Origin of the sequence: Marinobacter sp. UBA3607 (assembly GCF_002375525.1) — a bacterium.
In the GTDB taxonomy this organism is placed as follows: Bacteria; Pseudomonadota; Gammaproteobacteria; order Pseudomonadales; family Oleiphilaceae; genus Marinobacter; species Marinobacter vinifirmus.
Window position 1 is genome coordinate 15225 of sequence record NZ_DFLY01000014.1, and the last position, 22821, is coordinate 38045.

Genomic DNA, 22821 nt, shown 5'->3' on the forward strand with positions numbered 1-22821 from the left:
TTTACACCGGTTGACGTTTAACGGTCCTTAACCGCGACAGGTTCGCTGCCAAGCAGGTGCGTTTCTATCGCAAAGGTATGCACACAGTCGTCGCCCAATGCCCGCAAAGACTCCGCCAGCCGCAGCAGATACTCGGAATTCGGGCCGCTGGGCCCGGCGGCAGCGGCAATCTGGGCGGCGATATCCGCTTCCGGAGCCTCTCCCAGAAACGCCTCGTTATCCTCCGTGGCGATGTACACCAGCCCCTCGGCGTGGCTGCCGTCGTCGAAGGTCATGGTGGTGCTGAAGCGCAGGTAGCCGTTCTTCTCCCGCACATCCAGGTACTCGAACACATTGGGCGATACCCGGTAGGCCATGCCTTTGCATCGGGCTCCGGGCTGCTCAATCAGGGTGACTACCCGCCCCGGTGCTTCCGGTGTACCCCGATGGTCGTGGGAACCCTGCCAGAACCGCCGGGCCCAACCGCGAATAGTGGCAGGGCGTTGTTCCAGAAACGGGAAATCCACCTTGTAAATCAGCGAGCCATAGCCAAACAGCCATACCGATTCGATACCCTCAAAGTTGTACCGGGCCCGATTGTGGTCGATAGTATTAGCAGTCATTCCTGTCCTGATATTTCCGGGAGACGTTTCAATTGCAGGTTTTTCATTCAATCCGGCTGGCGTTTCTGGCCAGCTTTGCCGGCTGGCTCATTCAATGTCCGGTTAGCGCAGCCGAGCCGGACAGCCAGCCAATACCCACCTACAGCGTGGTGGTTCAGGATATTGATTACTATCCCATCTACAAGGCTGATTTAGCCAGTAACGAGTATTCCGGTTACCTGCGGGACCTGATGGATGCCTTTGCTGCGGCCGAGGCTATCCGCTTCGAGTACAAGGTGCGGCCGGTGCGCCGGATGATCTGGGAGTACACCCGGGGCCTGTATGACTTCGCCCTGCCCGATCACCCCAACTGGAACAAATCCGAAAAACTGGGCATGGAGCTGAGCTATTCGCCGCCGCTGCTGCACTTTGCCGATGGCCTGTACGTGTTGCGGGAAAACGCCGGCATCACCCGGGAGCAGATGGCCGACTACGGCACCATACACGGCTTTACCCCGTGGAAATTCCAGAACCGGATCGACCAGGGCGATGTTGAACTGATTACCGCGTCATCGCCGGAAAACCTGGTGCTGATGGCGCTGGCCGGTCGGGTAGAAGTGATCAACCTGGCGGCGCCGGTGGCGGAGTACCATTTCCGCAACCTGGACGCGACAGGGCGCTTTGAAACCGCGGCCCACCTGCTGCCGGTCAGCCTCAGCAGCTACCATCTGTCATCTGCCCGGCACCCGGACATCATCAACGCACTGGCCGATTTTCTTGAGCAGAACCCCGAAATTCCACGGCAACTGCAGGAAAAATACCGGTTTCCGGCCTTACCTTCAGGCGACTGATGCCATAAACCCGGCAATACCGGTCAGAACGATTTCCGCCGCCATGGCCGAGAGAATCAGGCCGCTGATCTTCGACATGATGTTCAGGCCGGTCTTGCCCAGGGCTTTTTCCAGGTAGCTGGACAACCGCAGCAACACCGCCAGGATCAGCAAGCCAGACACCAGCCCCAGCAAACCGCCCGCCACTTCCGGCACCGCCTTGAGTTCAGCACCGTAAACCAGGATGGCACCAATCGTTGCCGGGCCGATCATCACCGGAATGGCCAGGGGCACCACGGCGATGTCATCGCGGTCTTCATCCGGCAGGCCGGTGGCATGGTTGCGGGTACCGCTGTTCACCAGGCTGATAGCGGTGAGGAACAGCAAGCTGCCGGCCCCGATGCGGAACGAGTTCAGGGTAATGCCGATGGCGTTGAACAGCAGCGGGCCGGCAAAGAACAGGACCACCCCCAGAATAAACGCCGACACACAGGCCCGGCGGATGATCGACGCCTTCTCGGCTGCCGGTAACCCCCGGGTAAGCGCCAGGAACATGGTGACCACGAAAAACGGCGCCAGCAGGAACAGGAAGCGAATGGTGCTGCTGAGGTAGGTCGAGAAAAACGTTTCAAGCATTGAGGCAAATCCGGCACAGGTTTAAAGCCGGTAAGCATAGCGCCGGTTTGCCGGTTCTGCCGTAAGGAAGAGAACCTATGATGGGTGTTCAGCGCTTCTTGATGGATGGTTTGCGGGGCTTTCCGGGTTTCGACGGCTTGCCCTTCGGGCCGGGGCCGCGTCCACCCGCTTTCGGGCCGTTACCGGGCTTGCCGCCCGGGCGCTTTCCGGGCCCGCTGCCGGGGCCTTTGCGGCCGTTGCCTGCAGGGGCTTTGCCACCGGGCTTTGCTCCGGCCCTGGCCGGCTTGCCACCAGCACCCGGGCGGCCGCCCTTCGCTGCGGCAGGCTTTTTGCGGGGTTTGCTACCGGCCGGCTGCGAGGCCTCCGACGACGAATCCCGGATGGCATCGAACAGCACCGCCAGTTCTTTTTCTGTGAGATCCCGCCAGGCCCCCACCGGCAGCCCCTGCAGGCTGACGTTCATGATCCGCACCCGCTCCAGCCGGGTAACCTCATAACCGAAATGCTCGGCCATGCGGCGGATCTGGCGGTTCAGGCCCTGTACCAGGATGATGCGGAACACAAACCGGGAAACCTTCTCGACCTTGCAGCGCTTGGTCATGGTGCCCAGGATTGGCACGCCGTTACTCATGCCCTCGACGAATTCCCGGGTGACCGGCTTATCCACCGTCACCAGGTATTCTTTCTCATGGTTATTACCGGCCCGCAGGATCTTGTTCACCAGGTCGCCGTTACTGGTGAGGAAAATCAGCCCCTGGGAGTCTTTATCCAGCCGGCCAATGGGGAAAATCCGTTCGCTGTGGCCGACAAAGCGCTGGATATTGTCTTTCTCAGCACTGTCGGTGGTGCTGACAATGCCCACCGGCTTGTTCAGGGCGATAAAGACCAGGTCTTCCTCATCCCGGGGTTCCACCACCTGGCCGTTCACCTTCACCACATCGCCCGGCAACACCTGGTCGCCCACCTGGGCCCGGCGGCCGTTGATGTGAACATTACCCTGCTCGATATAGCGGTCAGCATCCCGGCGCGAGCACATGCCGCTCTCGCTGATGTATTTGTTCAGTCGGGTGGAGGTTCTGGTGTTCATGGAGCCCTGCCGGATGCCTGGAAATGGGATAACTCACGGTCGAATGCGGGCATCATCCCACCGGGTGGCCGCTACGGCAACCGGCAAACCGCGGCTCGCCCTCCGAACTATCCCAGTGTTATCTGGAACTTACACCAGCATTAGACTAAAGAATTAGGTAGTTTCACTAACACCATTAAGCATGCTTTCTTGTTTCGCTGTTAGAATATGGCGCTTTTCTGTTCGCCCCATTGCCGACAAGGTCAGGAACCGGGGCCGTTAACCGCATAACAAGAGGTGGATCATGTCGACCGAATCCAGGATTCGTTGCCCAAAACTTAGCAAGCGTATTATGAGTGCCCGAGACGCTGCCAGCCTGATCCCCTCCGGCGTGAACGTGGGCATGAGCGGCTTCACCGGCGCGGGCTACCCGAAAGCCGTGCCCCAGGCCCTGGCCGAGCACATCCGTGACCACCGCGCCCGTGGCGAGAACTTCCGCATCAGCGTATGGACCGGTGCCTCCACCGCCCCGGAACTGGACGGCGCGCTGGCCGAAGTGGACGGCATTGAAATGCGCCTGCCCTACCAGAGCGATCCCACCTGCCGCCAGAAGATCAACGAAGGCAAGATGGAATACATGGATATCCACCTGTCGCACGTGGCCCAGCACGCCTGGTCCGGTTTCTTCGGCAAGCTGGATATTGCTGTCATCGAGGTGGTGGGCATTACGGAAGATGGCCGGCTGATTCCGTCGTCATCCATCGGCAACAACAAAACCTGGATTGACCAGGCCGACAAGGTCATCCTCGAAGTTAACCACGGCCAGAGTGCCGGCCTTGAGGGCATGCACGACGTCTATTACGGCACCGCATTGCCGCCGCGCCGCAAGCCGATTCCGATCACCAAACCGGACGAGCGCTTTGGTGAGAAGTACCTGATGTGCCCGCCGGAGAAAGTGATTGCGGTAGTGGAAACCAACTCGCCGGACCGCAACTCCCGTTTCAGCGACCCGGACGAAAACTCCCGTCGCATTGCCGGCCACCTGCTGGACTTCTTCGCCAGCGAAGTCGAAAAGAAGCGCCTGCCGGCCAACCTGCTGCCGCTGCAATCCGGCGTCGGCAACATTGCCAACGCTGTGATGGCTGGCCTGAACGAAGGCCCGTTCAACAACCTGACTGCCTACACCGAAGTGCTGCAGGACGGCATGCTGGAGATGCTGAAATCCGGCAAACTCGCCAAGGCCTCAGCCACCGCATTCTCCCTGAGCCCGGAAGCCAACCAGGAGCTGGCCGACAACATCGATTTCTACCGGGACCGCATTGTGCTGCGTACCCAGGAAATCAGTAACCATCCGGAAGTGATCCGCCGCCTTGGCATCATTGCCATGAACGGCATGATTGAAGCCGACATCTACGGCAACGTGAACTCTACCCACGTGATGGGCACCCGCATCATGAACGGCATCGGCGGTTCCGGCGACTTTGCCCGTAACGGTTACCTGTCGGTGTTCATGACCCCGTCTACCGCCAAGGGTGGTTCTATTTCCACGATTGTGCCGATGGTGTCCCACGTGGACCACACCGAACACGACGTGCAGATTGTCGTGACTGAGCAGGGCCTGGCCGACCTGCGCGGCCTTCCGCCCCGCCAGCGGGCGCTGAACATCATCGAAAAGTGTGCTCACCCGGACTTCCGCCCGCGCCTGCGGGACTACTTCGAGCGCGCCTGCAACAGCGGCCGCGGCATGCACACCCCACACCTGCTGGAAGAAGCCCTGAGCTGGCACCACCGCTTCGAAGAAACCGGGCAGATGTAACCCGGTTTACAGGGCCAGCCACTGCGCTGGCCCTGTTGCAATGGTCAGCCGGCCAACGCCGGCTCGCCACCCTGCTCCATTACCTCTGCTGCTTCACACACATACTGCTCGGCATCAAAGAGCCGGGTCTGCTGCCGGAACTGCCAGGTAAAGCCCGGCCACAATGTGGTGTTCTTGCCGTTCTCGTTCACGTACCAACTCTTGCAGCCGGTCTGCCACACGGAATCGCCGAGCTTGGCGTGAATGGAGGCGTTGTACTGGCTGAAGGCATCGTCTTTCACTTCCACGGTTTTCCAGCCCCGGTGCTGCATTTTCTTCAGGGCATCCAGCACGTACTGCACCTGGGATTCGATCATGTACACCATGGAGCTGTGGCCCAGGCCGGTGTTCGGGCCCATCAGCATAAAGAAATTGGGGAAGCCGGCCACCGTGGTGCCCTTGTAGGCTTCCGCACCCTCTCGCCAGGCATCGAGCAGGTCCTGGCCGCCACGGCCGAAGATCACGCCCCGGGGAATCGGCTCCTGGGCCTTGAAGCCGGTGCCGTAGACGATGCAGTCCACCTCACGCTCAGTGCCGTTGTTATCCACAATGGTGTTGCCTTTCACTTCACGGATGCCATCGGTGAGCACATCCACGTGATCCTGGTCCAGCGCCGGGTAGTAGTTGTTGGAGATCAGCACCCGCTTGCAGCCGAAGTGGAAATCCGGCGTGACTTTTTTGCGCAGTTCCTTGTCCTTGATCTGGTTGCGGATGTGGCGGCGAGCCTGCAGCTCACCGATTTTCAGGATGCGGGGGTTACCGACAAAACCCAGAACCCGGGCTTCCAGCATCCAGTAGATGCTCTGGCGGAAAGCATTCAAAGTTTGCGGGAACTTGCGGAACATCATCCGTTCCAGCGGGCGGATTTCCCGATCCGGCTTGGGCATGATCCACGGCGGTGTGCGCTGGTACAGGTCCAGGTGGGCCGCATTCCTGGCAATCTCCGGCACAAACTGGATGGCCGAGGCGCCGGTGCCGATAACGGCCACCCGCTTGCCCCGGAAATCATAGTCGTGGTCCCAGTTCTGGGAGTGGAAGCGAGTGCCGGTGAAAGACTCCATGCCCTTGATATCCGGGTACGCCGGCGTGCTCAGGCCACCCATGCCGGACACCAGCACCCCGGCGTGCAGTTTGCGGAATCTGGGCAGGGTTTTGTCACTGCGATCCAGTGAATCACCGGGCTTGAGGCCCTGTTTTTCCATATAGGCCCAGAGTTCGGGGCTGTCGCAGGTTTCGATGGTCCAGGCACCGGTTCTTTCATCCCAGCGGGCACCGGCTACGTGGGTGTTAAGCTGGATGTGCTCCATCAGGCCGTACTTTTCCGCGCAGTGGCGCAGGTAGGCTTTGATCTCCGGCTGGGTGGCAAACATCCGGCTCCAGTTGGGGTTCTGTTCGAAGGAGAAGGAGTACAGCGCCGATTGCACGTCGCAGGCACAGCCGGGGTAGTGGTTTTCGTGCCAGGTGCCGCCGATGTCGTCGCTTTGTTCAAGGATCACAAAGTCGTGAAATCCTGCTTCCTTGAGTTTGATGGCCATGCCGAGGCCGGAGAAGCCGGTGCCGATGATGGCGATCTGGGCGGTTTGTGTCATTGCTGCACTCCTGTGTGGCCTGTTTGGGCCTTGCCTGTTGTTGTTTCGGTGGTCATCATGACCGGTAGACACATGTATACCGCCATGAGTAGACACTTGTATACTCCGGTTCGGGTGTTTGGCCTTGGGTGACAGATTGTTGGCCTGTGTGGCCTCGGGGTTGGGTGCTCCGGATCTACTGGCCTCTGGCTCCGAGGTTTGGTTGGTTTGGGGGGGAGGCTGTCCAAAAACCGCTCCTTGCGGCACCCCTTCGGGGTCCGGCCCGCAATCACAGATTGCGGTCGCTCAGCTGTCGCATGAAGCTTCGCTTCATCAGCGCTCGGCTGAGCCCATGTGGCGCTTCTGCTCCGCCATCCATGGCTCCGCACATTTTTGGACAGCCTCCCCCAAACCAACCGTTAAGCTTCTGTGGCGGCCGTCTCCCAAATGCTGAATCTGAGAAGGCATGCATACTCACTGTTAGAACGGCCGGGCGGTGGGCCTTGTTCACAGACTGTTGAAGGCCAGGGACGGCCTGAAACAAGCGCACAGGGATGTGCTCGTAGCGTGTCTGTGAACAAGGCCCACCGCCCGGCCCAACTCCAGAATATGAGGCTTAAATGAACACACTGGCCGGCGGAAAACTGAAACTGGTTCAGGCCGCTCTGCGGTTGATTACCGAAACGCGGAGCCTGACGTCGTTGGGGCTGCGGGAGCTGGCTCGTGAGGCGGGGTTGAATCCGAATACGTTTTACCGGCACTTCAAAAGCCTTGATGAATTCGGGCTACAGGTGCTGGGGTATATCGCCGAGGATATGAAAACCGGGGTGCGGCAGCTGCGGCAGATGGCGGACTCATCCGAGCAGGCGTCTCACGATACCGTCACCTTTGTGTACCGCTACTTCCTCGCCAATCCGGCTGCCACCACCGTGGCTGTTCGCGAGCTGCACGGGCCGTCGCCGGTGTTGCGCCGGGCTTTGGAAGCGCAGCTGGATGCCAGTGCCCGGGAGATGGCGGAGGATATTCTGGAGCGGGGCCTGGTGCCGGGGGTGGACGCCGCGGTGGTGCATGAGATTTCCCACATGACCATTCGCTACATCCTGTTCCGGGCTATGGATTACATCGAGAAGCCGGAGCAGCGGGAGCGGATTCAGGTGGAGACAGAGCGGTTTATCAACCGGCAGTTCAGGGGTGCGCTGCTGGAGGGGGTTGAGGTGGAGAATCTCCTGGCGCTGCAGGTACAAAAAAGCCGCGGGGCCTGAGCAGGCGCCGCGGCAAGCAGGATCGAAGGAGTAGTTCGATCAGTAAAGTTTGGCCAGGGATTTCTTGGCGAAGGCTTCCACTTCGTTCAAACGGCCCTCTTTCACTTTTACCAGCCATTCCGGGTCTTGCAGCAGGGCGCGGCCGACCGCGATCAGTTCGAATTCATGGTTGGTCATGCGCTCAACCAGCTCGTCGATGCCGGACTGTTCCACGGCTTCTTTCTTGCTGGCAAAGGTGCCGCTGATGAAGTCTTCGGTCAGGCCTACGCTGCCAACAGACATGGTGGGCTTGCCGGTGAGTTTCTGGGTCCAGCCGGCCAGGTTCAGGTTAGAGCCCTCGAATTCCGGCTCCCAGAAGCGGCGGGTAGAGGCGTGGAAGATGTCCACACCGGCATCCACCAGCGGCTTCAGGAACTGTTCCAGTTGTTCCGGGCTGTCGACCAGTTTCGCTTCATAGGCTTGCTGCTTCCACTGGGAGAAACGCAGCATAATCGGGTAATCCGGGCCGACGCGGTGGCGCACTTCTTCTACAATTTCCACCACAAAGCGCAGGCGGTTTTCCATGCTGCCGCCGTATTCGTCGTCGCGTTGGTTGGTGCCTTCCCACAGGAACTGGTCCAGCAGGTAACCATGGGCACCGTGGATTTCCACGCCGTCAAAACCGAGGGCCTTGGCATCCTGGGCAGCATCGCCGAAGGCTTTGATCACATCCTGGATGTCTTCCTTGCTCATCGCCTTGCCGTTGGGCTTGCCCGGGGCAAACAGGCCTGAAGGGCTGTAACCGGGAACAGACGGATCCGGCTCGATACCTTCTTTGCGCACCGCGCCCACGTGCCACAGCTGCGGGAAGATGGCGCCGCCGGCTTCGTGCACGGCATCAACCACCTGCTTCCAGCCCGCCAGGGCTTCGTCACCATAGAAGGCCGGCACGTTCGGGTAACCGTTGGCAGCGGCGTGATTCACTACCGTGCCTTCGGTGATGATCAGGCCGACGCCGGCTTCGGCACGGCGACGATAGTAATCGACCACATCCTGACCCGGTACGCCGTTGGGTGAGAAATTGCGGGTCATCGGAGCCATGGCTACGCGATTGCGCAGCTTGAGGTTGTGAAGTTCAAACGGCTCAAACAAAGGACCAAGATTCATACTCATGTGATGTGCAACCTCATTAATTTGGTTTCGTAAAGCAACCCTATTCAATCCGGTTTCAAAATGCAACCCTATTGGGTACACTCCCTTACATGGCCAGAAAACGTTTTGATGATTCCAGTTGCTCCGTCGCCCGCGCCCTCAATGAAGTGGGCGACTGGTGGTCCCTGCTGATTGTGCTGCATGCAATGTACGGTACGCGACGGTTTGTGGACTTCCAGCAGCAGCTGGGCATCGCCAAGAACATCCTGTGCGACCGCCTGGCCAAGCTGGTGGATAACGAAGTGCTGCGCAAGGAAGACGTGGGCGAGCACGGCTCCCGCTTTGAATACCGCCTGACCGAAAAAGGCCGGGACCTGTTTCCGGTGGTGGTAGCCCTGCGCCAGTGGGGCGACAAATGGAATCCGGCGCCAGACGGCCAGCCGCTGGACCTTCGTGACCGGGAAACCGGTCAGCCGATAAAGGCGGTCACGGTGCAGAACGCCGAGGGCGAGCCTCTGAGTATCCGGGATGTGTTGGTGGTGGAAGACCTGGAGAAGGCCAGCAACCAGGGCTGACTATACGCAGGGCCCGAAGTACCCCCGTTTTTTTGAGTTGGGTCAACCATGCCTCCAAAGCCTGCCGGGGTGACGCCCTTAATTGTCTTAAATCAAGTTTTCCCTTTCCCCAGCGATTACCCTCACTCCATTGACTTTTAATAAGTGAGGAAATGGCTATGTCTCGTACTTTCAAACTCGGTGTTCTGGCTGCGGCCGTGATGGCTGTTGCTCCGGCTACTCAGGCCTTTGAAGCCGGCGATTTCATTGTTCGCGCAGGTGCGGTGCACGTGGCGCCGGATGATTCCAGCGAAGTCATTACTGTAGGCTCTGTGGCGGCCCTCGGTGCGGACGCCCGTGTTGCAGTAGACTCCAACACACAGTTGGGTCTTCGTGGCACCTACATGTTCACAAGTAACCTTGGCTTGGGTGTGCTTGCGGCAACGCCATTCAAGCACAACATCAGTGGCGCTGGCGACATTGCAGCCTTGGGTGACATTGGTGAGACCAAGCAACTGCCACCAACTATTACCCTGCAGTACTACCCGATGAAGAGTTCATCTGCTGTACAGCCCTATGCGGGCGTAGGTGTTAACTACACGACTTTCTTCGAAGAGAAGACTGTTCTGGGTGAACTGGATCTGGATGACAGCGTGGGTGTCGCAGTAGAGTTCGGGGTGGACTACATGCTGAGCGAGCAGTTCGGCTTGAACGCCGCAGTCTGGTGGGCCGACATTAATACCGATGCACAAGTGACTCTGGCAGACGGCGTAACCAAAACCGACAAATTCGAAGTAGAAATCGACCCAATGGTCTACATGGTAGGTTTCACCTACAAGTTCTGATCCACGTACCCCCGGCAGTCCCTGGTCTGTGGCTGCCGGATGGTGCGTTCTCCTGTGCGGGGCTGTGTTGCAGCCCCGCTTTTTTATGCCTGGAGAACCGGGTTATCACGCGCTCTGGCGCTGAGCCGGGCGACCACTTCTACCCTGCCCCTGACCACGACCTTGTCCTTCGCCCTGACCACCACGGCCACGACCGCCGCTGCGAGCAGCCGGTTTCGGGCCAAAGCTCTTGCCATTGCCTCCCTGAGGGCGACGATTCCGCGCCTTGCTCGGGTCGGCCTTGGCTTTGGGCTTCAGCGGCAGGTTGTTTTTCGGCTCGAAGCCTTCCACTTCCTTGCGCGGCAGCTGCTTCTTGATCAGCTTTTCGATACCCGCCAGCAGTTTGCCTTCATCGGCACTTACCAGCGACAACGCATGGCCACTTTCGCCGGCGCGGCCGGTACGGCCGATGCGGTGCACGTAGTCTTCCGGCACGTTCGGCAGTTCAAAGTTCACCACTTGCGGCAGCTGTTTGATGTCCAGGCCACGGGCGGCGATGTCGGTGGCAACCAGCACACGCACTTCACCGGCTTTAAAGTCTGCCAGCGCACGGGTACGGGCACCCTGTGACTTGTTGCCGTGAATGGCGGCGGCGGTGATGCCGTCCTTTTCCAGCTTCTGGGTCAGGCGGTTGGCGCCGTGCTTGGTGCGGGTGAATACCAGCACCTGGTCCCAGGCGTTGTCACGCACCAGCTTGCTCAGCAGCGCGGTCTTCTGGCTCTGGTCAACCGGGTATACCGACTGCTTCACTTTCTCGGCGGTGGTGTTGCGGGCAGCCACTTCCACCTGTACCGGATTATCCAGCAGGCCCTGGGCCAGGGTGCGGATCTCGTTGGAGAAGGTGGCAGAGAACAGCAGGTTCTGGCGCTTGGCCGGCAGCAACGCAAGGATCTTGCGGATGTCGCGGATAAAGCCCATATCCAGCATGCGGTCGGCTTCGTCCAGCACCAGGATTTCCACTTCGTTGAAGCGCACAGCGTTCTGCTGGTACAGGTCCATCAAACGGCCCGGTGTTGCCACCAGTACGTCCAGGCCCTTGCGCAGCTTCATCATCTGCGGGTTGATCTTTACACCACCGAAAACCACGGCGGCCTTGGTGGGAACGTATTTGCTGTACAGGTTCACGCTGTCGTGTACCTGCGCGGCCAGCTCACGGGTAGGTGTGAGAATCAGGGCGCGGGGGCCTTTGCCAGTGCGGGGGTTTTCCGCCAGGCGCTGCAACAAAGGCAGGGTAAAACCAGCGGTTTTACCGGTGCCGGTCTGGGCCGCGGCCATTACGTCTTTGCCAGACAAAACGGCAGGAATTGCCTGCAGCTGAATGGGAGACGGGGTTTCATAACCCTGATCGGCGGTGGCACGGACCAGCTGCTCGGACAAACCGAGGGAAGAAAAACTCATATAAGGTGTACTCTTGATTGATTCTGCCTCCACGAACACCGGATACGGCGAATGCGGGCAGATGCCATGAACATTCATGGAATAAAAGACGACTACGGTCACGCGCCGGGTTCGGGGTGACGTCCTCTGACAGGTCGTATGGATGGTTCGCAAAGCGGCCGTTGGCCGGAAACTGCGGAATCCCTAGAGGCAGGATGCAGGCACGGTAACAGAGCACCCGGCAAATAGCTATAGGTGGTTTTTATTAGCAGGCTTTCATTTATGCAAAAACATGGAACTCCCATGAATGTCTCCGGTCACTAGCCGCCGTATGCCAATAAAAACCCACAGGATTCCGGAGATTCCATGCTCAGCGTAGGCGTTGGCCCCCTCAGCCTGTCCATCGGGCACCTGCTTCTGGTGCTGGCCTTTGTGGTCGCCCTGATTGTAGGCGCCCTGACTGGCCGTAAAGAGAAAACCCCGGTAGCCGGCACCCTGGCCGATATCTTCCTGGTCGCCATGGTCAGTGCCCGTATCGGCTTTGTGGTGCGGTATTTTGGCGAGTATCAGGGCGACTGGCTGGGCATGATCGACATCCGCGACGGCGGTTTCGATATGGTGACCGGCCTGGTTGTTGCCCTGGCGTTCACCGGCTACCTGATGTGGAAACGGGCCGCCATGCGCCGGGCACTGGGCTCCGCCGTTGCCGCCGGGCTGATTACCTGGGGCGGCATCAGTGGCCTGATCGCCCTGATGAACCAGCAAACCCAGGGCCTGCCCGAAGTCGCCCTGACCGACCTGAACGAGCGCCCGGTAGACCTGGCCAGCCTGGGCGGTGACAAGCCCACGGTGGTGAATCTCTGGGCCACCTGGTGCCCGCCCTGCATCCGCGAGATGCCGGTGCTGGAAGAAGCCCAGCAGCGTTATCCGAACGTGAACTTTGTCTTCGCCAACCAGGGCGAACACCCCGAAACCATCCGCAAGTTCCTGATGGAACAGAACCTGAACCTGAGCCACGTACTCAGCGACAGGCAGAACCGTTTTGGCCGGGTAGTCGGCAGCCACGGCTTGCCAACCACCCTGTTCTATAACGCCCAGGGCCACCTGGTGGATACCCACATGGGCGAACTGTCCCGCGCCAGCCTGGCCCGGAGCCTCGAACGCTTCGATGCCAGCTTCCTGAACTCATCCCCATCCAAGGAGTTAACATCCCGATGAGCACTCCCCTTGCCCAACGCCTGATCAAGGGCACCGTTTTATCGTCTGCCCTGTTTGCCATGGCGGCACAGGCCCAGGACTACCCGCCGGCCATCCAGTCGCTGGAGCAACAGGGCGTTACCGTCCTGGAAAGCTTCGAGGCGCCGGGCGGCATGACCGGGTACGTCGGTGAGATGCAGGGGCGCTCTCTGGCGTTTTACCTGACCCCGGATGGCGACCATGTGATTGTGGGTACGCTGCTGGACGATAAAGGCACCAACCTCAGTGCTGCCAGCATCGAAGAGCTGGTGACCGGCCCGAAATTCGCCGAAGCCTGGCCCCGGCTGGAAAGCAGCAACTGGGTGCGTGACGGCGCCGAAGACGCCGAGACCGTGATTTATACCTTCACCGACCCCAATTGCCCCTACTGCCACCGGTTCCGCCAGCAGGCAGCGGCATGGATTGATGCCGGCAAGGTGCAGCTACGGCACATTATGGTGGGTATTCTTCGGGAAGACAGCCTGACCAAGGCCGCCACCATTCTTGGCAGCGACAACCCGGAAGGTGCATTGCATGAGCATCAGGGCAACTACGAGCAGGGTGGCATAGAGGTCGACCGCAAGAACGTCAGCGCCGCCCATATGGACGTGAAGGCCAACAACCGCCTGATGCAGCAACTGGGGCTGCAAGCCACTCCCAGCACCCTGTACAAGGATGGTGAAGGCAATGTGAAAATGGTTCAGGGCCTGCCTAACCCGCAGGCGCTGGAACGGATGATGGGCCCTAAACCTTAACGGAAGCGCGCGTCAGGCCAGCCAGAACGTCAGGCTGAAGCCCAGCAGGCTGGCCGCGCCCAAACCCCACAGAGACAGCGGCAGGCTCCAGCGGAAGGAGGCATCCCGGGCCCGGTAACCGGTCAGCCGTTCCATGATCAGCGCGTTGGCCGCAAAAGGTGTGCCGAAGGCAGTAATGCCCCAGCCGGTAACCATGGCAATGGCCAGGCCCAGCTGGGCCGCGGTTGGCCACAGGGAACCCAGAATGCCGCCCACCAGGGTGGCAATAATAATGGGGTTCATACCCGCCAGCCCGGCGGCAAAGAACACCCAGGGCACACCGGCGGCCAGCAGGGCCCAGAGCCACACCGGCAATTCCGGCTGACCACTGATCTGGCCCAATACCACGCCACTGAGCACCGCCCCGATAAAGGCCGAGCCACCCACAATGGCCAGCTCGTTACTGACATTGGCCATGCTGGTCATGGGCGGATTTTGCCCTCGCAGCCATCCCAGAACCCGGTACAACAGCACCGCCCCCAGGCAGCTCAGAGCCACCGCATGGGCATAGCTCAGCCCGAACTGATGGCTGAGCCAGAGTACGCCCACACACACCGCCAGAATCAGGCCACCAAACCGCAGCCAACTGCCCGCGCCGGCACCAGTACCGCCCTGCTCGGTGTTTTCCAGCGGTTCCGGTTCACGCCAGCGTAATCCCGCCAGCAGCATCAACACAGAAAACGGCACGGCCAGGGACAACAGTGACAACAGGCTCACCTGTGGCAGCAGCGTCAGGGTGAGCACCACCGAGATAGACAGGGGCGAGAACGAGGGTGCCACGCCGAACCCCCGCAAAACAGCCCGTGTGGCATTGCGGGTAGATTCGGAATCGCCATTGCGACGAATACGCTCCCCTACCAGGCTGCCCACCACAGCGACCGAACCAAAGTTCAGGGGAATGGATACCAGCGCGGTACCGAAGGCCAGGCTCAGATAACGGGTCAGCGGCTTGCCACCAAACAGGCTGGAAGAAATCTGTTGCAGGTCCTGTGTGCGGGCCAGCACGTTCGACAACAGCATCACCGCCAGCATCAGGCCCGCCAGGCGGGTCATGTTGCCGACGGCGGTTACGATCAGCGCCGGGTCGTAGCCCAGGGCAAAGATCAGCATGGCCAGGGCCACCACAAACACCGCCCGGGGCACGTTACGCATGTCCTGCCAACCCAGAAGTATCGCCATACCAGCCGCCGCAGCACCCAGCAACGGCATACCGGGCAGCACCGAAAGCACGGCCGCAGTCAGGGCAAGGTAGGCAAAGGCCGAACGCAATCCGGTAGGCAAGGGGGTGTCCTTATTCGAACAACAGGAAGCCGTTATCGTAAGGATGCTAAGGGCCCTTGCCTATCAGCATTTGTGATAACACAGCCCTGAGCTATGCCGGGGAGGAAATCCACAGGGTTGATCGGTGCGTAGTTTTAACGGAGAGTAAGATCTATATAAATTCACGACATAAGAAAAAAGGATGATCCATCATGCAGTCCGGATGGAAATTCACCCTCGGCCTGTCCGCCGTTTTAATGATGGTGGGCGGGTGCAGCGAGCAGCAGGAAACGCCCGCCCAAAGCACCGGGCTCAAGCCGCCCTCGGAAACCGGTATTCTGAAGGTCGCCACCCGAAACGGCTCGACCACCTATTACCTTGACCGGCACGAGAACCCTGTCGGCCCCGAGTACGCCCTGGTCTCCGACTACGCCCAGGCCCGTGGCTGGGAGGTGGAATGGACCATGCTGGACTCCACCGCCGATGTGCTCGCCGCCCTGGAAGCCGGTACTACCCACCTGGCGGCCTCCGGCCTGACCCACCTGCACAGCCGCAACGAGCTGTTCACGCCGGGGCCGGCCCACACCGAGATCACCGAGCAACTGGTCTGCCACCGTGACGATCGCCCCCTGCCCCGCAAACCTGAAGACATTCAGGGAATCGATATTGCGGTCACCGCCGGCTCCAGCTATGTGGACACACTGAACGAACTGGCCGGACAGCATCCGGAGATTGAATTCCGGGAAGACAGCGAGCGCACCACCGAGGTGATCCTGGCCGAAGTGGCAGACAGGAATGTGGGCTGCACCGTGGCAGACTCCAACATTGTGCAGGGGATGCGCCGGCACTTCCCGCACCTGGAAGTGGCCATGAACCTGACCGAAGGGCGCAATCTGGGCTGGTACCTGCCCGCCGGCTCAGACGAGTTGGCAGCAGACGCCCGGGAGTGGATGAACAGCAAGGACGGTGACGAAGCCCTGGGCCGGATGGAAAACCTCTACTACGCCTATATCGGCGACTTCGACTTTGTCGACTTGCGGGCCCTGAACCGGCGGATTGAAGACCGGCTGCCGAACTACATCGACCTGTTCCGGGCGGCCGAGCAGAAAACCGGCATACCGGCCGACCTGCTGGCAGCGCTTTCCTACCAGGAATCCCACTGGAACCCGAAAGCCAGGTCGCCCACCGGCGTGCGGGGCATCATGATGCTGACCCTGAATACCGCAAAATCCCTGGGGGTGACCAACCGGCTGGACCCGGTTGCTTCCATTGACGGCGGTGCCCGCTACCTGGCCGACCGCCATCGCCGCCTGCCGGAAACCATCCCGGAGCCGGACCGCACCTTCCTGGCCCTGGCCAGCTACAACATCGGCCGCGGCCACCTGCTGGATGCCCGGCAACTGGCACGGGACCTGGGCAAGAACCCGGATTCCTGGGAAGACATGGAGAAAGTACTGCCCCTGAAAGCCGACAAACGCTACTACCCCAGCACCCGCTATGGCTACGCCCGGGGTTACGAACCGGTGCACTACGTGCAGCGTATCCGCAACTACCGGGACATTATCCGGCCAGCGTTCCAGTAACTCAGGAGCCGAACAGGGCCGAGCGCAGGGGCCGCAGGAAACCGGTACTCTGGGACTGTCCGGCCAGGCTGCGTTGGCCGTCGAATTCCAGGTAGCCATCTTCGATGGGCTCGAAGCGCAGGATCTTCACATCGGTGAGGTAATCCTGCGAAGCCTTCCAGGGGCCATGGGTGCCCTGGCGGGGCAGCCGGTCTTCTGCACGCTTGATGTAGCCGGCGTCCAGCGAACCCAGAATGGTTTCGTCACCACGGCTGTTTTCGGTGTCCCGGGGCACCGCCACCTCATAACCCTTGCGATCCATATGGTTGATCAGCCGGCACAGGTACTCGCTGGCGATATCCGCTTTCAGGGTCCAGGAGATGTTGGTGTAGCCGAAGATCATGCCGGCGTTGGGCACCCCTTCCACCATCACGTTCTTGTAGATCACCTTGTCTTTGAGCACCACCTCCCGGCCATCAACCCGGGGTTTGATGCCACCCAGCATCTGGATATCCAGGCCGGTGGCCGGAACGATGATGTCGGCTTCCAGTTCCTCGCCGGATTTCAGGCGAATACCGGTTTTGGTAAAGCCCTCGATATGATCGGTTTTGATCGACGCGGTGCCGGCCTTGATGGCCTCGAACAAGTCGCCGTCTTTCACCACGCACAGGCGCTGGTCCCAGGGGTTGTAGTCCGGGCTGAAGTGGCGCATGTCAGCCTTGCCATTCAGCTGGCGCTTGATGATCGACAGGAACAGGCGGCGCATGGCTTTCGGGCTCTTGCGGGAGCGCTCGAACAAAAACCGGGAAATGGAAATATTCCGGGCCCGGGTCAGCCGGTAGGCGGTCTTGGCCGGCAGTACTTTCTGCATGGCCAGGGTGATTTTATCGGTTGACGGCAGCGGCATCAGGTACGTGGGCGAGCGCTGCAGCATGGTTACATGGGCCGCTTTCTCCGCCATGGTCGGCACCAGGGTAATGGCCGTGGCGCCACTGCCGATCACCACCACTTTCTTGCCGGTGTAGTCCAGGTTTTCCGGCCAGTGCTGGGGGTGCACAACCTGGCCCTTGAAGTCGCTCTCGCCGGGGAAATCCGGTTTGTAGCCCTGGTCATAGTTGTAGTAACCGGTACAACCCACCAGGAAGTTAGCGGTGTAGGTTTCCTGGTCGCCGGTCTGTTCATTCTCGGCGGTCACTGTCCAGCACTTATCTGCGCTGGACCACTCGGCGGTTTTTACCGCCACACTGTACCGGATGTGCTTTTCGACATCGTTTTCCTTCGCGGTTTCCGCCACATAACGCTTGATGGATGCGCCATCGGCCAGCACCTTGCCGCCGGTCCAGGGCCGGAAGTTATAGCCGAAGGTGAACATGTCAGAATCCGAACGGATGCCGGGATAGCGGAACAGGTCCCAGGTACCGCCCATGGCCTGGCGGCGCTCCAGGATGGCAAAGCGCTTGCCGGGGCATTCCCGTTTCAGATGGCAGGCCATGCCGATGCCGGATACCCCGGCGCCGATGATAAGGACATCGTAGTGTTGTTGGCTCATGCGGAGGTCTCCCGGGCGTTATCTTTCTTGTTGAATAACGCCCACGTTACGTCCGCAAGCGGCCTATGCAATTGGCCTGACAACCCCCATGAAGCCGTATACAGGGCCAAACCACCCGCACACTTCCGGCCGGAACCTGCTTGTCTCACGGTTTTAACCCCGGATACTTCTTCTGCAACCGGTACAGCCGGACGATGGTAATGATGTTGGTAACCAGCACCATGCCCTCGGCCAGAATGCCGCCCACCGAGCCGATCACGATGTTGTTGAGCATCCACGCCAGGGCGGCCAGGCCAAGCACAATGCGAAGCGGTATCCCCCGGAGCATGAACATACCCACGGTGCCCAGAGTGGCGGCGGTCAGGGGGAACACATCGGTGGCGGTTTTCCAGGTGGCCCAGGCCACCAGCAGATTCACGGCGAGTATGCCGGCCATGATTTTCCAGTTGCCCTGGTAACGGCGCGCCAGGGCGATACGCAGGATGACCAACACCGTCAGGGCGGCAGCGGTCCAGCTCTGGAAGAAGGCAAACATCAGGGCGAAGGCGACATTGGCAGAGATCAGCAGCACCATCAGCCGGTCGTCATTCTTGTTGGCAAAGCCGGCAATACAGAAAGCCAGGGCCACCAGGCCCGCCAGCTGGCCAAGCAGTTGTGCCAATGTCATGCCTGCGATCAGATCTGCCATCGCGCCCTCGTCGTCAAAACCACCAGACTGCCATATTTGCCGGCGCTGAACCACGCAGTTGGTGGTGCCTGCGAGCAATACCTTTGGTACAAAATGCCATTGCCCTTAGTTTGCTAATCAGGCCATCATCGTTTGATCATGCGCACACCCTGGAATCCGGACATGGACAATTACCTCAAAGCCACGCCCTTCTTCGACTACAACCACCCCGCAGTTAGCGCCTGGCTCCAGGAGCAGCTGGCCGGTGTTCCGGATGACCCGGTAGAGCAAATGAAGGCGCTGTACCTGGCGGTGCGTGACGGCATCCCGTACAACCCCTATGTGTTCCGGGCAGAACCCCACACCCTGTCCGCCAGCTATGCCCTGGAATTCGGCGAAACCTACTGCATCCCCAAAGCCGTTCTTCTGGGCGCGGCCGCGCGGGCCCTGGGCATCCCCAGCCGTCTGGGCCTGGCCGATGTTCGCAACCACCTGTCCAGCCCCAAACTGATTGAATGGCTGCAGTCGGATGGGTTTCGCATGCACGGGTTTATCGAGCTGTACCTGAACGGCCGCTGGGTGAAGGCCACGCCAGCATTCAACCAGCAGCTGTGCCAGATGATGAAGGTAGACCCGCTGGAGTTCGACGGCGTGAACGACTCGGTGTTCCAGGAGTTCACCGAGGATGGCCACGCCCATATGGAATACATCAACGACCACGGAGTGTTCGACGACGTGCCCTTTGACTTTATTCTGGCAGGCCTGCAGGCGGCCTACGGCCACCTGTTCACCCCGCAGGGCGAGGCTGGCCTGGTAAGCGGTAGCCTGGAGCAGGATATGGCGGGCGGCTCGTAAGCCCATAAAAAAACCGGTATCCACATCCCGCAGATACCGGTTTCAGGGGTCAGCCTGAGGCTGTCAGGCTTGGGTAAACTTACTGCGCAGAGTTGCGGATCAGGAAGTCAAAGGCACTCAGGGAAGCCTTGGCACCTTCACCCATAGAGATCACGATCTGCTTGTAGGGCACCGTGGTGGCATCGCCGGCCGCGAACACACCCGGAATGGATGTTTCGTTACGGTCGTTGACGATGATCTCGCCGTGCTGGCTCAGCTCGATATCACCCTTCAACCACTCGGTGTTCGGCACCAGGCCGATCTGCACGAAGATACCTTCCAGCTCGATGTGGTGCGCCTCGCCGGTGGTGCGGTCGGTATAGTTCAGGCCGCTTACCCGGCCGTTCTCGCCCACTACCTCGGTGGTCTGGCCAGAAGTGATGATCTTCACGTTGTCCAGGCTGCGCAGTTTCTTCTGCAGCACTTCGTCTGCACGCATCTGGTCGCCAAACTCGATCAGGGTAACGTGGCCAACAATACCGGCCAGGTCGATGGCAGCTTCCACGCCGGAGTTACCGCCACCGATTACCGCCACGCGCTTGCCTTTGAACAGCGGGCCGTCGCAGTGCGGGCAGTAGGCCACGCCCTTGTTACGGTACTCTTCTTCACCCGGCACACCCATCTGGCGCCAGCGGGCACCGGTGGACAGAATGAGGGTACGGGACTTCAAAGAAGCACCATTGGCCAGCTTCACTTCGTGCAGGCCGCCCGGCTGCGCTGCCGGAATCAGCTTCTCGGCGCGCTGCATGTTCATGATGTCGACTTCATATTCGTTAACGTGCTGCTCCATGGCAGAGACCAGCTTCGGGCCTTCGGTGTAAGGCACGGAAATCAGGTTCTCGATACCCATGGTATCGCTCACCTGGCCACCGAAACGCTCGGCCGCAATACCGGTGGAAATTCCCTTACGGGCCGCGTAGATCGCCGCCGCAGCGCCAGCCGGGCCACCACCGATGACCAGAACTTCAAAGTCGTCTTTCTGGTTCAGCTTCTCGGCCTCTTTCTCGGCAGAGTTGGTGTCCAGCTTGGCTACGATTTCTTCCAGCGTCATGCGGCCCTGGCCCCAGGGCTGGCCGTTCAGGTAAACACTGGGTACCGCCATCACTTCACGCTGCTCAACTTCGTCCTGGAACAGGGCACCGTCGATGGAGGTGTGCTTCACCTTCGGGTTCAACACACTCATCAGGTTCAGGGCCTGTACCACGTCCGGACAGTTCTGGCAGGACAGGGAGAAGTAGGTTTCGAACTCGAACTCGCCGTCCAGCTCCTGGATCTGCTCGATCAGCTCCTGTGACGTCTTGGACGGGTGACCGCCTACCTGCAGCAGCGCCAGTACCAGTGAGGTGAACTCGTGGCCCATGGGGATACCGGCGAAACGTACGCCAATATCGGAACCAATCCGGTTGATCGCGAAAGACGGGCGACGCACGTCGGTTGATTCTTCCGTGCGCAGGCTGATCTTGGAGGACATCGGCTCCAGTTCTTCCAACAGCTCTTTCAGCTCCTGGGACTTCTTGCTGTCGTCATAGGCTGCCACCAGCTCGATCGGCTGCTGCAGCTTTTCCATGTACGCCTGGAGCTGTTGCTTGATGTTTGCATCCAACATTTAGGGGGTCTCCTTGATATCTGTCGTAGCCAAGTGGCTGAATTCAAAGTGAATCGTTAAAAGAAGTTGTATGTACGATACGGCCCTGCAATACAAAGCTCAAATTAATTGATGCAAAATGATTAATAGGGCAGAGCTATAGTATGCGCGTTAACCCATCCCCACTCTGAACCCCGGCCACCACAGCCGCTCGAATACCTCAAGCTTCACTTCAACCGTAGACGATATCGGAAGCCCAGGGCATGACCGGTGGCAAGATTGCGGGTTTTGCGGCCACCACAACGCAAAAACCCCGGCAGGGCCGGGGTTTTCGGAGGATCGAGGCCTGCGAACAGGCCCATTTCCCGTCAGTTTTTCTGTGGAAGAAAAACTTAGATCTTGCCAACCAGGTCCAGAGACGGAGCCAGTGTTTCTTCGCCTTCTTTCCACTTGGCCGGGCAAACTTCGCCAGGATGGTTGCGAACGTACTGGGCAGCTTTAACCTTGCGCAGCAGGTCGTCTGCGTCACGGCCGATGCCTTCAGCAGTGATTTCCATGGCCTGGATAACGCCATCCGGATCGATCAGGAAAGTAGCACGGTCTGCCAGGCCCTGGCCTTCACGCATAACACCGAAGTTGTTGGTGATGGTGCCAGTCTGGTCGCCTACCATGTAGTACTGGATCTTGCCGATGGTGTCGGAAGTATCGTGCCATGCTTTGTGGGTGAAGTGAGTGTCGGTAGACACGGAGAACACTTCAACGCCCAGCTTCTGCAGCTCTTCGTACTTGTCAGCTACGTCGCCCAGCTCGGTCGGGCAAACGAAGGTGAAGTCAGCCGGGTAGAAGAAGAATACAGACCACTTACCTTTCACGTCTGCTTCGGAGATTTCTACAAACTCGCCCTGCTTGAATGCGGTAGCGTTGAACGGTTTGATTTCGCTGTTGATAATACCCATCTCAGAATAGCTCCTGTTGATAGTTTGGGTTGATGGCTAAGGATCGGTGCAAAGAATACTGCTTTTGCCAATTCGGTAAAAATTGATTATTTCCAACCTGGGGATAGGCTGAGCCTATCCTGATAAAACCCTGCCTCTCGGCCCGCAGCGGTACGGCGTTATCCCGATGCCTAACCAGATATGGGGCCTCGCCCCGCCGTTTCAATCCTGTGGAAAACCAGTATGTGTTGTTCCGGTGACGGTTTGATGGTGGCAGTAACCCCCGGATTCACTAGGCATAAATATAAAAAAGGTACTCCTGCCCGTTCTTCACCGGATCCTGGGCAAAGGTATAACCGTGGGCGATGGCTTCTTCCGGCACATTCCGGAACGAGCCCGGGCAATCGGTGATCACCTGCAACAGCTCGCCCTTGTTCATGCCTTCCAGTGCTTCCAGGGTGTAAATCACCGGATAGGGGCAGGATTCGCCCCGCAGATCCAGCGTGAAGTCTGCCTCTTTCATGGCTTCCATATTATGCAATGCCCCTTTTCAACTCGAAATTGCGGTGGTAGCTCTTTTCCCGGTACACGGTCA

The 22821-nt window shown here is 59.7% G+C and carries 21 protein-coding genes; 9 read left to right on the forward strand and 12 right to left on the reverse strand.

What is annotated here, in order from left to right:
- Positions 1 to 17 precede the first annotated feature (17 nt).
- The gene (locus B2589_RS05080; RefSeq protein WP_199456120.1) at positions 18 to 602 is read right to left on the reverse strand and encodes a gamma-glutamylcyclotransferase; all 585 of its coding nucleotides are present in this window, start codon (positions 600 to 602) and stop codon (positions 18 to 20) included.
- A 32-nt stretch (positions 603 to 634) separates the two neighbouring features.
- Between B2589_RS05080 and B2589_RS05085 the strand changes: the two genes are divergently transcribed.
- On the forward strand, positions 635 to 1432 hold the full coding sequence (locus tag B2589_RS05085) for a transporter substrate-binding domain-containing protein (RefSeq protein ID WP_286815830.1): 798 nt from the start codon (positions 635 to 637) through the stop codon (positions 1430 to 1432).
- On the opposite strand, the gene B2589_RS05090 is transcribed toward B2589_RS05085, so the two are convergent.
- Positions 1421 to 2047, reverse strand: coding sequence for a MarC family protein (locus B2589_RS05090; protein ID WP_286815831.1), 627 nt, complete (start codon positions 2045 to 2047; stop codon positions 1421 to 1423). The two genes, B2589_RS05085 and B2589_RS05090, sit on opposite strands and share 12 nt — an antisense overlap.
- 88 nt (positions 2048 to 2135) lie before the next feature.
- Positions 2136 to 3134 (reverse strand): 23S rRNA pseudouridine(2604) synthase RluF, encoded by a 999-nt coding sequence (gene rluF / locus B2589_RS05095; RefSeq protein WP_286815832.1) that lies wholly within the window; start codon positions 3132 to 3134, stop codon positions 2136 to 2138.
- A 283-nt stretch (positions 3135 to 3417) separates the two neighbouring features.
- Between rluF and B2589_RS05100 the strand changes: the two genes are divergently transcribed.
- On the forward strand, positions 3418 to 4929 hold the full coding sequence (locus B2589_RS05100) for an acetyl-CoA hydrolase/transferase family protein (RefSeq protein WP_269802517.1): 1512 nt from the start codon (positions 3418 to 3420) through the stop codon (positions 4927 to 4929).
- A 44-nt stretch (positions 4930 to 4973) separates the two neighbouring features.
- Here the strand turns inward: B2589_RS05100 and B2589_RS05105 are convergent, their stop codons facing one another.
- On the reverse strand, positions 4974 to 6557 hold the full coding sequence (locus B2589_RS05105) for a flavin-containing monooxygenase (protein WP_286815833.1): 1584 nt from the start codon (positions 6555 to 6557) through the stop codon (positions 4974 to 4976).
- Positions 6558 to 7156: 599 nt separating this feature from the next.
- On the opposite strand from B2589_RS05105, the gene B2589_RS05110 reads away from it, so the two are divergent.
- The gene (locus B2589_RS05110; protein ID WP_286815834.1) at positions 7157 to 7798 is read left to right on the forward strand and encodes a TetR family transcriptional regulator; all 642 of its coding nucleotides are present in this window, start codon (positions 7157 to 7159) and stop codon (positions 7796 to 7798) included.
- Between the two features lie 39 nt (positions 7799 to 7837).
- On the opposite strand, the gene B2589_RS05115 is transcribed toward B2589_RS05110, so the two are convergent.
- Positions 7838 to 8950 (reverse strand): NADH:flavin oxidoreductase, encoded by a 1113-nt coding sequence (locus B2589_RS05115; protein WP_286815835.1) that lies wholly within the window; start codon positions 8948 to 8950, stop codon positions 7838 to 7840.
- Positions 8951 to 9039: 89 nt separating this feature from the next.
- On the opposite strand from B2589_RS05115, the gene B2589_RS05120 reads away from it, so the two are divergent.
- Entirely contained in the window at positions 9040 to 9504 is a 465-nt protein-coding gene (locus tag B2589_RS05120; RefSeq protein WP_199456114.1) for a winged helix-turn-helix transcriptional regulator, read from the forward strand.
- Positions 9505 to 9662: 158 nt separating this feature from the next.
- A complete protein-coding gene (locus B2589_RS05125) occupies positions 9663 to 10328 on the forward strand; it encodes an OmpW/AlkL family protein (protein ID WP_286815836.1) in 666 nt (221 codons plus the stop codon).
- A 105-nt stretch (positions 10329 to 10433) separates the two neighbouring features.
- On the opposite strand, the gene B2589_RS05130 is transcribed toward B2589_RS05125, so the two are convergent.
- Entirely contained in the window at positions 10434 to 11765 is a 1332-nt protein-coding gene (locus B2589_RS05130; protein ID WP_286815837.1) for a DEAD/DEAH box helicase, read from the reverse strand.
- Between the two features lie 345 nt (positions 11766 to 12110).
- On the opposite strand from B2589_RS05130, the gene B2589_RS05135 reads away from it, so the two are divergent.
- Both B2589_RS05135 and dsbG read left to right on the forward strand, forming a co-directional pair.
- A complete protein-coding gene (locus B2589_RS05135) occupies positions 12111 to 12962 on the forward strand; it encodes a TlpA disulfide reductase family protein (RefSeq protein ID WP_286815838.1) in 852 nt (283 codons plus the stop codon).
- Entirely contained in the window at positions 12959 to 13735 is a 777-nt protein-coding gene (dsbG, locus tag B2589_RS05140) for a thiol:disulfide interchange protein DsbG (RefSeq protein WP_286815839.1), read from the forward strand. The genes B2589_RS05135 and dsbG overlap by 4 nt, the downstream gene beginning before the upstream one ends.
- A 12-nt stretch (positions 13736 to 13747) precedes the next feature.
- Here the strand turns inward: dsbG and B2589_RS05145 are convergent, their stop codons facing one another.
- Positions 13748 to 15055 carry a hypothetical protein gene (locus B2589_RS05145; RefSeq protein ID WP_286815840.1) on the reverse strand — a complete coding sequence of 436 codons (1308 nt, stop codon included), beginning with the start codon at positions 15053 to 15055 and terminating at the stop codon, positions 13748 to 13750.
- Positions 15056 to 15246: 191 nt separating this feature from the next.
- Between B2589_RS05145 and mltF the strand changes: the two genes are divergently transcribed.
- A complete protein-coding gene (mltF, locus tag B2589_RS05150) occupies positions 15247 to 16617 on the forward strand; it encodes a membrane-bound lytic murein transglycosylase MltF (RefSeq protein WP_286815841.1) in 1371 nt (456 codons plus the stop codon).
- Position 16618: 1 nt separating this feature from the next.
- Here the strand turns inward: mltF and B2589_RS05155 are convergent, their stop codons facing one another.
- Together B2589_RS05155 and B2589_RS05160 are read right to left on the reverse strand one after the other, a co-directional pair.
- Positions 16619 to 18145, reverse strand: a complete 1527-nt coding sequence (locus tag B2589_RS05155; protein ID WP_286815842.1) for a flavin-containing monooxygenase — start codon at positions 18143 to 18145, stop codon at positions 16619 to 16621.
- Positions 18146 to 18290: 145 nt separating this feature from the next.
- The gene (locus B2589_RS05160) at positions 18291 to 18833 is read right to left on the reverse strand and encodes a YgjV family protein (RefSeq protein ID WP_232901791.1); all 543 of its coding nucleotides are present in this window, start codon (positions 18831 to 18833) and stop codon (positions 18291 to 18293) included.
- A 162-nt stretch (positions 18834 to 18995) separates the two neighbouring features.
- Here B2589_RS05160 and B2589_RS05165 point away from each other — a divergent pair, with 162 nt between their 5' ends.
- Positions 18996 to 19667 carry a transglutaminase-like domain-containing protein gene (locus tag B2589_RS05165; RefSeq protein WP_286815843.1) on the forward strand — a complete coding sequence of 224 codons (672 nt, stop codon included), beginning with the start codon at positions 18996 to 18998 and terminating at the stop codon, positions 19665 to 19667.
- Positions 19668 to 19746: 79 nt separating this feature from the next.
- On the opposite strand, the gene ahpF is transcribed toward B2589_RS05165, so the two are convergent.
- The 3 genes from ahpF to yedF form a co-directional block, all read right to left on the reverse strand.
- Entirely contained in the window at positions 19747 to 21312 is a 1566-nt protein-coding gene (gene ahpF, locus B2589_RS05170) for an alkyl hydroperoxide reductase subunit F (protein WP_286815844.1), read from the reverse strand.
- A 371-nt stretch (positions 21313 to 21683) separates the two neighbouring features.
- Positions 21684 to 22247 carry an alkyl hydroperoxide reductase subunit C gene (gene ahpC, locus B2589_RS05175; RefSeq protein ID WP_232901789.1) on the reverse strand — a complete coding sequence of 188 codons (564 nt, stop codon included), beginning with the start codon at positions 22245 to 22247 and terminating at the stop codon, positions 21684 to 21686.
- 271 nt (positions 22248 to 22518) lie between these two features.
- The gene (gene yedF / locus B2589_RS05180; protein WP_173637056.1) at positions 22519 to 22758 is read right to left on the reverse strand and encodes a sulfurtransferase-like selenium metabolism protein YedF; all 240 of its coding nucleotides are present in this window, start codon (positions 22756 to 22758) and stop codon (positions 22519 to 22521) included.
- Positions 22759 to 22821: the final 63 nt, after the last annotated feature.

What these genes read in the sequence shown, in the direction of transcription:
- B2589_RS05100 (WP_269802517.1), top strand. Translation starts at nt 3,418, where the DNA reads ATGTCGACCGAATCCAGGATTCGTTGCCCAAAACTTAGCAAGCGTATT.
- B2589_RS05080 (WP_199456120.1), bottom strand. Translation starts at nt 602, where the DNA reads ATGACTGCTAATACTATCGACCACAATCGGGCCCGGTACAACTTTGAG.
- B2589_RS05135 (WP_286815838.1), top strand. Translation starts at nt 12,111, where the DNA reads ATGCTCAGCGTAGGCGTTGGCCCCCTCAGCCTGTCCATCGGGCACCTG.
- B2589_RS05110 (WP_286815834.1), top strand. Translation starts at nt 7,157, where the DNA reads ATGAACACACTGGCCGGCGGAAAACTGAAACTGGTTCAGGCCGCTCTG.
- B2589_RS05165 (WP_286815843.1), top strand. Translation starts at nt 18,996, where the DNA reads ATGGACAATTACCTCAAAGCCACGCCCTTCTTCGACTACAACCACCCC.
- B2589_RS05155 (WP_286815842.1), bottom strand. Translation starts at nt 18,145, where the DNA reads ATGAGCCAACAACACTACGATGTCCTTATCATCGGCGCCGGGGTATCC.
- B2589_RS05125 (WP_286815836.1), top strand. Translation starts at nt 9,663, where the DNA reads ATGTCTCGTACTTTCAAACTCGGTGTTCTGGCTGCGGCCGTGATGGCT.
- B2589_RS05160 (WP_232901791.1), bottom strand. Translation starts at nt 18,833, where the DNA reads ATGGCAGATCTGATCGCAGGCATGACATTGGCACAACTGCTTGGCCAG.
- B2589_RS05130 (WP_286815837.1), bottom strand. Translation starts at nt 11,765, where the DNA reads ATGAGTTTTTCTTCCCTCGGTTTGTCCGAGCAGCTGGTCCGTGCCACC.
- yedF (WP_173637056.1), bottom strand. Translation starts at nt 22,758, where the DNA reads ATGGAAGCCATGAAAGAGGCAGACTTCACGCTGGATCTGCGGGGCGAA.
- dsbG (WP_286815839.1), top strand. Translation starts at nt 12,959, where the DNA reads ATGAGCACTCCCCTTGCCCAACGCCTGATCAAGGGCACCGTTTTATCG.
- ahpC (WP_232901789.1), bottom strand. Translation starts at nt 22,247, where the DNA reads ATGGGTATTATCAACAGCGAAATCAAACCGTTCAACGCTACCGCATTC.
- ahpF (WP_286815844.1), bottom strand. Translation starts at nt 21,312, where the DNA reads ATGTTGGATGCAAACATCAAGCAACAGCTCCAGGCGTACATGGAAAAG.
- B2589_RS05090 (WP_286815831.1), bottom strand. Translation starts at nt 2,047, where the DNA reads ATGCTTGAAACGTTTTTCTCGACCTACCTCAGCAGCACCATTCGCTTC.
- mltF (WP_286815841.1), top strand. Translation starts at nt 15,247, where the DNA reads ATGCAGTCCGGATGGAAATTCACCCTCGGCCTGTCCGCCGTTTTAATG.
- rluF (WP_286815832.1), bottom strand. Translation starts at nt 3,134, where the DNA reads ATGAACACCAGAACCTCCACCCGACTGAACAAATACATCAGCGAGAGC.
- B2589_RS05105 (WP_286815833.1), bottom strand. Translation starts at nt 6,557, where the DNA reads ATGACACAAACCGCCCAGATCGCCATCATCGGCACCGGCTTCTCCGGC.
- B2589_RS05120 (WP_199456114.1), top strand. Translation starts at nt 9,040, where the DNA reads ATGGCCAGAAAACGTTTTGATGATTCCAGTTGCTCCGTCGCCCGCGCC.
- B2589_RS05115 (WP_286815835.1), bottom strand. Translation starts at nt 8,950, where the DNA reads ATGAGTATGAATCTTGGTCCTTTGTTTGAGCCGTTTGAACTTCACAAC.